The sequence below is a fragment of the Bacillus benzoevorans genome, assembly GCF_014207535.1.
Taxonomy (GTDB): domain Bacteria; phylum Bacillota; class Bacilli; order Bacillales; family Cytobacillaceae; genus Bacillus_BD; species Bacillus_BD benzoevorans.
On sequence record NZ_JACHGK010000023.1, the window covers coordinates 47,725 to 58,533 of the forward strand.

Genomic DNA, 10,809 nt, shown 5'->3' on the forward strand with positions numbered 1-10,809 from the left:
TGGATAATGCATTACCCCTTCCTAGCCCTTTTTCACAAGGGTATTACGTACCCCGGGAAAGACAGGCGTCTTTCCAAGCCAAAAAAGAGCGTTACGATGAGCATGTTCCTTCAATACTGCAGATTGGATGGCGGCAGCCAGTTTTGCCTCTATGTGCTGACTATCGCACATTTATAATATGTCTCGTCTAGCTCATGCGTCTCTTCAGTTTTTTAGAATACGGTTTCTTTTGAAGAGGCGCAGGCTTTTTTGTGCTAAGTATTGCTTATAAATGGGCAATGATTGGGGAGGCAGTCTACTATACGACTAGCAGATTGACACACCTTTATGATCGACAGCTTCTAAAATGTGCTTAGTTCACAAAAGTGTAAATCAGCTATAATAATGGTTGCTTCACACAATCAACGCTCGCCACAAGGCGAGTATTTTTTTTATTATCAGCATTTTTCCGGACGGCCTTGAGAAAAGTTGAGCTGAGGGGGGACAAGAATGCAAAAGCCGCTTGTTCAAATCGATCAGATTTCATATAAATACGAAGGACAAAACGAATTTGCCCTTAATGATGTTTCTTTTTCGATCTATGAAGGGGAATGGCTGGCCGTTGTTGGTCATAATGGGTCTGGCAAATCAACACTGGCAAAGCTTTTGAATGGACTGCAATATCCACATAAGGGCTCTATCACGGTTTGCGGCATTTTGCTCAGTGAGGATACGGTATGGGATATCAGACGGCTTGTTGGTATGGTTTTCCAAAACCCCGATAACCAATTCGTCGGTTCAACGGTTCAGGACGATGTCGCATTTGCTTTGGAAAATAACGGGATCGAGAGAGAAGATATGGTGGAAAGAGTGAGATCTTCACTGGCCAAGGTTCAGATGGATTCCTTCCTTAACCAGGAACCGCATAATCTTTCCGGGGGACAGAAGCAGAGAGTGGCCATTGCCGGAGTTATTGCGCTTCGACCGGCTGTGATTATCCTGGATGAAGCCACATCGATGCTTGATCCAAAGGGCAGAGAGGAAGTTCTTGATATAGTTAGAGAGCTGAAGAAGGACCATCATATGACCGTTATCTCCATCACTCATGATTTGGAGGAGGCGGCAAAGGCTGATCGAATCGTTGTTCTCAATAAAGGGAAACTTTATCGCGAAGGAACACCAGAGGAAATTTTTCAAATGGATGAAGAATTAATTGCACTTGGATTGGACATTCCGTTTCCTGTGAAGCTGAGCAAAGCGCTGAAGGAAAAAGGTGTGCCGATTTCAAAACCATATTTAACAGACGAAGAGTTGGTGGCAGGATTATGGACATCTTACTCCAAAATGTAGAATATCGTTATCAAGCAGGTACTCCTTTTGAACGGCTGGCATTAAAGGATGTAACACTTGATATTCCTTCTGGAACGTATTTGGCTGTTATTGGTCATACCGGCTCAGGGAAATCAACGGTACTGCAGCATTTGAACGCCTTATTAAGGCCGACAAAAGGCAGTGTCACTATTGGAGATACTGTGATCACTGCAGGAGAGAAGAAAAAGGGATTAAAACATGTAAGACAGAAGGTAGGGATTGTCTTTCAGTTCCCGGAACATCAGTTGTTTGAAGAAACGATTGAAAAGGATATTTGCTTTGGTCCGATGAATTTTGGGGTCTCCGAGGAAGATGCCAAGGCAAGAGCAAGGGCGGCCATTAAGCAGGTCGGTCTTTCAGAAGACTATTTGCAGAAATCTCCGTTTGACTTATCAGGAGGTCAAATGAGGCGAGTGGCCATCGCTGGTGTCTTGGCCATGGAGCCAGAGACAATCGTGCTGGATGAGCCTACAGCCGGTTTAGATCCGCGCGGACGTAAGGAAATTATGAATATGTTCTATGATCTTCATAAAGAGAGGCAATTGTCGACCATTCTTGTTACCCACAGTATGGAAGATGCAGCACGCTATGCCGATCAGATTGTTGTCATGCATAAAGGGGAAGTATATAAAAAAGGTGTTCCTGCAGAGATCTTTGCTTCACCGGATGGCTTGATTGAACTTGGTTTAGATGTCCCAGAGGTCATTCGTTTCCAAAGGAAATTTGAGGATACTTTCCAGATTAAGCTCAATAAGATTTGCCTGACGATGGAAGAACTAACAGAGGAAATAGCTGAGAGCTTGAAAAGAGGTGTGCCAAAATGATGGATAAAATGATTTTTGGCCGCTTTGTACCTGCAGAATCGCTGTTGCACCGCATGGATCCAAGGTCCAAGCTAACGCTGGTTTTTTTATTTGTCTGCATTGTCTTTATCGCAAATAACACGGCCACATATGGAATTTTGCTTTTGTTTACGGTTATCATGATTATGCTATCGAAAATCTCCGTTCGATTTATTTTGACTGGACTTATTCCCGTATTGTGGCTCGTCCTATTTACTTTGCTTATCCACTTCTTTTTTACACGAGGCGGTGACCTTATTGTAGATTTGGGCTGGTTTAAGATTTATGAAGAAGGGATCAGACAAGGGATTTATATTTCCTTAAGATTTCTCCTCCTTGTTTTGGTGACTTCATTACTTACCCTTACTACTACGCCGATTGAAATTACGGATGGAATTGAGTATCTGCTTGCACCGCTTAAAAAGGTGAGATTCCCCGTACACGAGCTGGCCTTAATGATGTCCATTGCCCTAAGGTTTATTCCGACGCTTATGCAGGAAACGGATAAAATTATGAAGGCACAGACAGCACGAGGCGTTGAATTCTCCGGCGGACCTGTAAAAGAGCGTATAAGAGCGATTGTTCCTCTTTTAATTCCATTGTTTATCAGCTCATTTAAACGAGCGGAAGAGCTTGCCGTGGCCATGGAAGCAAGAGGATACCGCGGTGGAGAGGGAAGAACAAAGTATCGCCAGCTAAGCTGGCGTATGGTCGATACAGGAATGATCCTGTTCATATTAATGGTGGCTCTTTTGTTATTTCTTTTTAGAACCTAGCGGAGGGAGGACCCTCAATATGCAACGATATAAGTGTACAGTTTGTTATGATGGCACCTTGTTTTCAGGTTATCAGGTTCAGCCGGGCAAGCGTACGGTGCAAAGTGAAATCGAAGCAGCGCTGAAAAGGCTTCATAAGGGGAACGATGTGAAAATTACGGCATCTGGAAGAACTGACGCAGGTGTCCATGCTAAGGGTCAAGTCATTCATTTTGATTCTTCGCTGTTCATTCCAGAAGATAGCTGGGTTAAGGCTCTTCAGGCGAATCTCCCTGACGATATTGTGATTCGCAGGGTAGAAAGGGCTGAGTCAGATTTCCATGCCCGATTTGATGCTGTTGGTAAGGAATACCGCTATTTTGTACGGTTGGCGCAGGAAAAGGATCCGTTTACGCGCCATTACCAATTTCATTTTACGTATCCGTTGAATGTGGAACGGATGCGGGAGACTGCATCATACTTAATCGGTACACATGACTTCACCAGCTTCTGCTCGGCAAAATCAGAAGTGGTGGATCGAGTGCGCACGATTTCGGAGATTGAATTGATTGAGGAAGAAGAGCTGTTGCTTTTCCGTTTTTCCGGCAATGGCTTTCTTTATAATATGGTGCGGATTCTTACCGGAACACTGCTGGAAGTTGGCCGCGGGCTGCGAAATCCTGAGGAAATACCACAGATCCTTAATGGGAAGGACCGGCAGCTGGCAGGGAAAACTGCCCCGGCTCATGGGTTATATTTATGGAAAGTGTTTTATTAACTTGCACAGGATGTGCTGACGTCGACATTCCTTACATCTTTTTTTCATAACAACTAAACCTGGTGTAACATTTTCTTGACATTGGTTGATCGAGGCTTTATTATTATATGGTATGATTATTTTAATCCCACGATAAGCCCCGGAACTTATTGTGATTAAATATCGGAACAGATTTACTTTTAAAAAATGAAAGCTAATTATTAGGAGGGAAACTCATGCGTACAACGTTTATGGCAAATGCACAAAATATTGAGCGTAAATGGTACGTGATTGATGCAGAAGGCAAAACTTTAGGTCGCCTTGCTTCTGAAGTTGCAGCAATCTTACGTGGTAAACATAAACCAACTTACACACCACATGTTGATACTGGTGATCATGTTATTCTTTTAAATGCTTCAAAGATTCAATTAACTGGTAAAAAATTAACTGACAAAATCTACTACCGTCACAGCTTACACCCAGGCGGTTTAAAACAAAGAACAGCTCTTGAAATGCGTACAAACTACCCTGAAAGAATGCTTGAGCTAGCTATCAAAGGCATGCTTCCTAAGAATTCTTTAGGCCGTCAAATGTTTAGAAAATTACATGTATATGCTGGTAGCGAACATCCGCACCAAGCTCAACAACCTGAAGTTTACGAACTTCGTGGATAATTTTTAAGGGAGGTTATTATCTTGGCACAGGTTCAATATATTGGTACTGGTCGTCGTAAAAGCTCCGTTGCACGTGTTCGTTTAGTTCCAGGCGACGGTAAAGTAATTATCAATGGTCGTGAAATGACAGATTATATTCCATTTGCAGCATTACGTGAGGTTGTAAATCAACCGCTTGTAGCTACTGAAACTCTTGGCAGCTATGATGTGCTTGTAAATGTTAACGGTGGAGGCTACACTGGTCAAGCAGGAGCTATCCGTCATGGTATTGCTCGTGCGTTACTTCAAGTGGATCCTGAATACCGTGGAACATTAAAACGCGCTGGATTATTAACACGTGATCCACGTATGAAAGAGCGTAAAAAATACGGTCTTAAAGGCGCACGTCGTGCACCACAATTCTCAAAACGTTAATTATTGGCGTTTCAAAGGCTCTCGAATCTTTATGGTTCGGGGGTCTTTTTTGTATTGACGTTCAATGCTTGGATATAGAAGGGATGCAAAATAATAATAGGCTATTGCCAAAGGTGAAATATCCGCTGCATTGAGATAAAAATTGGCAGGCAAAACAATGCCAATGTGTGAATGATGGCTTTCCTGTAGTTAAAACTACAGCTAAGAGGTGAAAAACTTGTGAATGTCATTACATCGTTTGCTGAGAAAAAAAGAATGAAGCAAATCAATTATGAGAAATCCGTTCTGCGTGAAATCTCCCTGAAGGTATTAAAGGAAAGGGTGCAGCAGTTTTTTGGCTCCTTCCGTCTCACACAGAGCCTGGTTATGAATCGGGGAATAGAAGAAGCTTGTTATGATGTGGCCATTGAGGCTTTTTTATTAGGCGCCAGTCTAAGCCGCTTCGGTCTTTATGGTGAAGAAGTAAATCAGGTTAAGCTGCGCTGCCAGAATGAAGAAAAGCACATTGTCGATACATTATATAATTTTATGCTCTACTGGGGCAGCGGTGATGAAGGGGTGATGAGCGAATCCCTTTATTATCTTTGCGAGCAATATATTAACAGCTGGTGGATGGATGGTTTTTATAAAGGGGAAAAACGGATTAAATTAAAGCTGCATTAACCCCTTTAATCAAATGCGCCTTGGCGTATTTGTGCCCGATTTTTTTCACGCCCAAAGCGCCACATCCTGTCGCGCTGAGCCCGATTGACTTTTCTAAGAACTAAAGTTCTAAGAAAAGCCTTATGGCTTCGCCTGACTAGGACGTCCTGTCCGTCGTCGAGCTTGCTCGAAAAATTTCCTTTGAAAAATCGAGGCATCCGCCGGAGGCTTTAACTTTATTCAGCCGGGGTTTGAACCCCCACTGAATTGGTAAAGTTAATGCATTTAACCAGCCACTTATAGAAGTGGAGGACACTTCTACTGAATAAAGTTAAATGTTCTATCAAGCCCCCTCGTCCCATATATTGTATGAGAAGGACGAGTTGGGGGGCTTGATAAAGAACATGAAGAAAAAATGGAAGGCTATATTATTTATGCTGGGACTCACCGTCCTGTTCTTTGTTTTACAATATGATTTCTCAGAAGATAACACATGGAAGCCGTGGAATCTTCCGTTATCGGGTAAAGTGATATTGATCGACCCGGGTCACGGGGGACCTGACGGAGGTGCCGGTGATAAGAATGCACTGGAAAAAGATATTGCTTTAGATGTCTCATTAAAAATGAAACAGTATCTTGAAGAGCAGGGTGCATTCGTGATGATGACACGCGAGGAAGATAAAGATTTGGCAAACAAAAGTACGCGTGGGTACAGTAAAAGAAAGACGGAGGATTTGAAAAAAAGGCTGAACATCATCAATGAATCCAACGCAGATCTTTTCATCAGTGTTCATTTAAATTCCATTCCTTCTCCACGCTGGAGCGGCGCTCAGACCTTTTACGCCCCTCATCATAAAGAAAATGCAAGAGCAGCAAAGTTTATTCAAGATGAATTTAAAAGGAACCTAAAAAATACAACACGGGAAGCGAAGCCGATTAATAATGTTTATATTATTAAACACGCGAAAAGACCGGGCGTCCTCGTTGAAGTCGGTTTTCTTTCCAATCCAAGGGAACAGGCAAATCTGAAGAAGAAATCCTATCAAGATATGCTGGCAGAGTCGGTCTATCTTGGTGTATTACGCTATTTTACAAATGAAAAGGAAATAAAAATCGTTTACTAGACGTCTCGATGACGTCTTTTTGTGCGAAATGCACATATTAAATATATATGTAACGGGATTGCTGTGATTCAAATAATGGTAATGGCTGCTCTTTGTAGTATATACTGAAAATTAGAAGATTAGAAAAGGTTGGTGCATATGATATGTTTACTGCAGAACAAGCAAGAGAACTGATAAATCCGTTAAAAGAGCCTTTCTTACATATATCTTTAGCAGAGTTAAATGCTATTGAAGAGATCAAGGTGAAGGAAGAAAAGAACCATGTGAGTGTTAAGGTGGCAATTGCCAAAACTGGAACAGCTGAGCAGCTTCAGCTTCAGAATCAAATTGTCGAAGCATTGAAGGGTGCAGGGGCTGAAACAGTGGGGATCCGCTTTAGTGAATTGCCGGAGGAAGTGCTGGAGAAATACCGCGCCGAAGGAAGCGAAGGAGCAAAGGGCTTATTAGCACCGGGCAACAAGACGACTTTTATTGCGATTGCGAGTGGTAAAGGCGGTGTGGGGAAATCAACCGTTTCTGTGAATCTGGCTGTAAGTCTTGCCAGGCTGGGAAAAAAAGTTGGTTTAGTGGATGCCGATATTTACGGCTTTAGTGTACCTGATATGATGGGGATTACAGAACGGCCTGCTGTTCAAGGGGAGAAAATACTCCCAGTAGAACGCTTTGGCGTTAAGGTCATTTCTATGGGCTTTTTTGTAGAGGATAACTCTCCGATTATTTGGCGCGGACCAATGCTTGGAAAAATGCTGAACAGCTTCTTTAATGAGGTTGAATGGGGAGATCTGGACTATTTATTGCTTGACCTGCCTCCAGGTACAGGCGATGTGGCACTTGACCTTCACCAAATGCTGCCTGCGTGTAAAGAAATTATCGTTACGACACCGCATCCGACAGCGGCATTTGTTGCAGCGCGTGCGGGTGTTATGGCCTTGAAAACAGAGCATGAACTTCTGGGAGTTATTGAGAATATGTCCTATTTTGAAAGCAAAGTTACCGGTGAAAAAGAATATGTCTTTGGTCAAGGCGGCGGTGAAAGACTTGCTGAAGAACTAAAGACAGAGGTTCTTGGTCAGCTACCGCTGGGGCAGCCTGACTGGGATGAAGATGATTTTGCTCCTTCTATTTATCAGGAAGATCACCGCATCGGTAAAATTTACAAAGAGATTGCGGAGAAGATAGTTAAGGCACTCAGATAGATACAGCAAGGAATAAAAAACCGGGCATAAAACATATTCGTTTTGTGCTCGGTTTTTTTCATGAAAAAGCCCCCCAACCTAAAAGGCTTGTGAGGCTGGATGTAACAGCTATGCATTTTCTGCTTTCTTTTCTTTGCCCTCTTTTCCCTTTTCTTCAGCGGCCTTTAACAGGAGTTCTTGTATTTTTGTTTGGTAGAGCGGGCTTTCAATTGTTTCTGTTACGACCTGCTTCAAGTGCTCCCGATATTCATTGCTTTTTAATAGATCGCTCATTTCCTTGGCTAATTCAGGATCTTTTAGTACTTCGATTAATTTTCCGCGGTATTCAGGATCATTCATAAGATTTTTTAAAACCTGTTCCTGTTCTTTTTGCATACTTTTAGCGATCGTTTCGGTAAATTTTGGGTCCTGGAATGTTTTTTTCCAAAAATCTATACCCTTATCACTCGTCAAAGTAGTTTGAATGGTTTCAGTTACAATGGCTTGATCCATGATGAGCTCCTGCCTTAGCTTTTCATCGGACATGACATCTTGAATGGCCTTTTTTCCATCATCCGTTTTTAATATATCAACAACCATTTTTTTCGTTTGCTCATAATCTAATTGACCATTGCCTGCCACTTCCTGATTACAGCCGGTAATAAGGAGAAGAGCAAGAAAAGGGAGGAGCAAAGAAATCACTTTTTTCATTGACAATAGCTCCTTTCAGAATTGATCCTATTCTTAGAATGAAGAAATTCAGGACAAATTATTCATTTGAACCTGCGTCTAGATTTTTCAAGTTTTGGTTGGTACAATCGTATTAAGGAAGATATACATAATGGGGGATATGTTTGTGACAAGCCGAAATGTAGTTCATTTATTTTTTACTACCTTATTCATTGGAGGAGTTGTAACGGTTATTACTGGGTTCATTGTTCGCTGGAACGAATTTGAACCATATTTTATGAATTTCGATATCATAAAAATCTTCTCAACACTGCTGTGGCTGTTTGGCGTGGGGATGACTTTCAGTGCAATCAGCCAAATGGGGTTTTTTGCCTACTTAACTGTCCACCGTTTTGGGTTAGGGATTTTTAAAGCACCCTCTTTATGGAACGGGATTCAAATTGTACTTATTTTATTTGTTTTATTCGATTTAGTTTATTTTCGTTACAAATCATTCGCAGAAGCAGGGGAAGGAATCCTGCCATATCTCGCTCCGGCTGTTATGATCCTCATTGTTGCTTCAATCGTTGCTTATTTTAAAGTGAGACAAACGAATAAAAGTGCCTTTATCCCGGCTGTTTTCTTCATGATTGTCATAACAGTCATTGAATGGGTACCTGTATTGCGACCGAATGAGACGAGCTGGGTTTATTTAATGATTTTTCCACTATTAGTTTGTAACACCTATCAATTGCTTATTCTTCATAGGCTGAATGAGAAGTCCCAAAAGGAAAGGGATGAACGTTCAAAAGAGAAGGGGAATAAAGCATCCGCTGCTAAAAAGGCGGGGAAAAAGGCAGCAGAAAAGCACTAATCTGCTTGCAGGATAAAAAGTAAAAGGTACAGTAGAAGGGTGAGCCGCCAGATCAATCAAGCGGCTCACCCTTTATTTAATTTCTGAGGTTTTTGTTTCTGCATTGGCAATCATTTCTGAGACTGTAACAAGTTCAAGATTTTTCTTTTTTAGTGTATCCAGAATGAGCGGGAGTGCTTTTTCTGTTTGTATTGCCGAATCTGAGGCGTGAAGCAGAATGATATCGCCCTTCTTGGCCTTAGAGACATTTTGGTTAATAGTCCTGACCCCTGGGTTCGTCCAATCCTTGGAATCGATACTCCAGTGAACCATTGTATACCCATATCGCTGCGAAATCTTTAAGGCTGCATGATTAAAATGTCCGGTTGGGGCACGCAGGAGCTTGATGTTATTAATATTCAGCTTTTTAAAAGCTGTCTGGGCTTTGGCAATGTCCTGGCCAATCTGCTTCTCCTCCACCTCCGAATAATCAATGTATTCATATCCCAGCATTCCGATTTCATAACCTTCTTTGGCAATACGGCTTACGAGCTCGGGATGTCTTTCTGCCCATGATGCCGACAAAAAGAAGGTAGCCGATTTTACTCCTTGTTCCTTTAATGTATCGAGAATAGGTTCAGCCTTCTCATCACCCCACCCAATATTGAAGGTTAATGCTACATCCTTTTCCCCTTTATAAATGGCCTTTGGTCCGTCCTTTGTAGAGAAAACAGGAACTTGAACAGTATTTCCGATAAATAAAAACCAAGCGGTGAAAAAAGCAGCTACACCAATAACTAAAATTTGTTTTATTATTTTACCATTCAGTACATAAAAAAAGTTCATCCCATCACCTCGTCCCAAACACTCCTATTCAATCCTATGAGGGAATAAAAAGAAAATGAACTATTAATTCATAAAAAAGAGTAAGTTTGGAAAAAACTACATTAACTAAGAAAAGCGGAAGCAAAAACTTTTACTTATCTTTATTTTATAAACAGGGGGCATATAGATGCTTGGAATGCTTTTAGGTGAAATGGAAGTCAAAGAGATTCAATATTTATTAAAAAGGGAAATGGATGAAATCATCTTTGATCTGGAAGACCATCGAATTGATGTTTTAGTAAAAAGCGCAATGGAGGAACGATATAAAATATTGTTTTCTTTGTTTAAACGAATATCCACACATAAGGACTGTTTAAAGTATATGAGACCAAAGCAAAAAGGAAAACAAAACAAAAATAATATAAAAAAATGTTGACTTATAAAATGCCATTTGTTATATTAAATAACGTCGCTGCTGAGCAAGGGAATAAGTTCAAAAAACTTTTCGTAAAAACAGTTGACACACAAAAATAAAAATGTTAAATTATTAAAGTCGCTTTCAGGTGACGTAAAATGATTGCTCTTTGAAAACTAAACAAACAAAAACGTCAACGTTAATTCTAGTTGTTTTAACAACAAATTTTATGAGCTAACTCATACTCTTTATTGGAGAGTTTGATCCTGGCTCAGGACGAACGCTGGCGGCGTGCCTAATACATGCAAGTCGAG

Annotated in this window: 14 protein-coding genes and 1 rRNA gene; 12 read left to right on the forward strand and 3 right to left on the reverse strand. The window is 41.2% G+C overall.

The window, feature by feature from the left end; translation table 11 throughout:
- Window positions 1–21 precede the first annotated feature (21 nt).
- Window positions 22–171: a hypothetical protein gene (locus HNR53_RS20575; protein ID WP_184529623.1), complete on the reverse strand. Its 150-nt coding sequence runs from the start codon at window positions 169–171 to the stop codon at window positions 22–24.
- Window positions 172–489: 318 nt separating this feature from the next.
- Here HNR53_RS20575 and HNR53_RS20580 point away from each other — a divergent pair, with 318 nt between their 5' ends.
- The 9 genes from HNR53_RS20580 to HNR53_RS20620 all read left to right on the forward strand — a co-directional run bounded on the left by HNR53_RS20580 (window position 490) and on the right by HNR53_RS20620 (window position 7,754).
- Window positions 490–1,329, forward strand: coding sequence for an energy-coupling factor ABC transporter ATP-binding protein (locus HNR53_RS20580; RefSeq protein WP_184529625.1), 840 nt, complete (start codon window positions 490–492; stop codon window positions 1,327–1,329).
- Window positions 1,305–2,174, forward strand: coding sequence for an energy-coupling factor ABC transporter ATP-binding protein (locus HNR53_RS20585; protein ID WP_184529628.1), 870 nt, complete (start codon window positions 1,305–1,307; stop codon window positions 2,172–2,174). The genes HNR53_RS20580 and HNR53_RS20585 overlap by 25 nt, the downstream gene beginning before the upstream one ends.
- A complete protein-coding gene (locus HNR53_RS20590) occupies window positions 2,171–2,968 on the forward strand; it encodes an energy-coupling factor transporter transmembrane component T family protein (RefSeq protein WP_184529630.1) in 798 nt (265 codons plus the stop codon). The genes HNR53_RS20585 and HNR53_RS20590 overlap by 4 nt, the downstream gene beginning before the upstream one ends.
- Window positions 2,969–2,987: 19 nt before the next feature.
- Window positions 2,988–3,725 carry a tRNA pseudouridine(38-40) synthase TruA gene (gene truA, locus HNR53_RS20595; RefSeq protein WP_184529632.1) on the forward strand — a complete coding sequence of 246 codons (738 nt, stop codon included), beginning with the start codon at window positions 2,988–2,990 and terminating at the stop codon, window positions 3,723–3,725.
- Between the two features lie 215 nt (window positions 3,726–3,940).
- Entirely contained in the window at window positions 3,941–4,378 is a 438-nt protein-coding gene (rplM, locus tag HNR53_RS20600) for a 50S ribosomal protein L13 (RefSeq protein ID WP_184529634.1), read from the forward strand.
- A 21-nt stretch (window positions 4,379–4,399) separates the two neighbouring features.
- A complete protein-coding gene (rpsI, locus tag HNR53_RS20605) occupies window positions 4,400–4,792 on the forward strand; it encodes a 30S ribosomal protein S9 (RefSeq protein ID WP_184529636.1) in 393 nt (130 codons plus the stop codon).
- Between the two features lie 219 nt (window positions 4,793–5,011).
- Window positions 5,012–5,455 (forward strand): DUF2521 family protein, encoded by a 444-nt coding sequence (locus HNR53_RS20610; RefSeq protein ID WP_184529639.1) that lies wholly within the window; start codon window positions 5,012–5,014, stop codon window positions 5,453–5,455.
- Window positions 5,456–5,838: 383 nt separating this feature from the next.
- Complete coding sequence (gene cwlD / locus HNR53_RS20615; protein WP_184529641.1) at window positions 5,839–6,558, forward strand: N-acetylmuramoyl-L-alanine amidase CwlD; 720 nt, start codon at window positions 5,839–5,841, stop codon at window positions 6,556–6,558.
- 143 nt (window positions 6,559–6,701) lie between these two features.
- Window positions 6,702–7,754, forward strand: a complete 1,053-nt coding sequence (locus tag HNR53_RS20620; RefSeq protein ID WP_184529643.1) for an Mrp/NBP35 family ATP-binding protein — start codon at window positions 6,702–6,704, stop codon at window positions 7,752–7,754.
- 108 nt (window positions 7,755–7,862) lie between these two features.
- Here HNR53_RS20620 and gerD read toward each other — a convergent pair whose 3' ends face one another.
- Window positions 7,863–8,444, reverse strand: coding sequence for a spore germination lipoprotein GerD (gerD, locus tag HNR53_RS20625; protein ID WP_184529645.1), 582 nt, complete (start codon window positions 8,442–8,444; stop codon window positions 7,863–7,865).
- A 145-nt stretch (window positions 8,445–8,589) separates the two neighbouring features.
- Here gerD and HNR53_RS20630 point away from each other — a divergent pair, with 145 nt between their 5' ends.
- Complete coding sequence (locus HNR53_RS20630) at window positions 8,590–9,276, forward strand: KinB-signaling pathway activation protein (protein ID WP_184529655.1); 687 nt, start codon at window positions 8,590–8,592, stop codon at window positions 9,274–9,276.
- Window positions 9,277–9,348: 72 nt separating this feature from the next.
- Here the strand turns inward: HNR53_RS20630 and pdaB are convergent, their stop codons facing one another.
- Window positions 9,349–10,101, reverse strand: a complete 753-nt coding sequence (pdaB, locus tag HNR53_RS20635; RefSeq protein ID WP_184529647.1) for a polysaccharide deacetylase family sporulation protein PdaB — start codon at window positions 10,099–10,101, stop codon at window positions 9,349–9,351.
- A 166-nt stretch (window positions 10,102–10,267) separates the two neighbouring features.
- Here pdaB and HNR53_RS20640 point away from each other — a divergent pair, with 166 nt between their 5' ends.
- Both HNR53_RS20640 and HNR53_RS20645 read left to right on the forward strand, forming a co-directional pair.
- On the forward strand, window positions 10,268–10,516 hold the full coding sequence (locus tag HNR53_RS20640; RefSeq protein WP_184529649.1) for a hypothetical protein: 249 nt from the start codon (window positions 10,268–10,270) through the stop codon (window positions 10,514–10,516).
- A gap of 227 nt (window positions 10,517–10,743) precedes the next feature.
- Window positions 10,744–10,809 (forward strand): 16S ribosomal RNA (locus HNR53_RS20645); the annotation flags it as partial.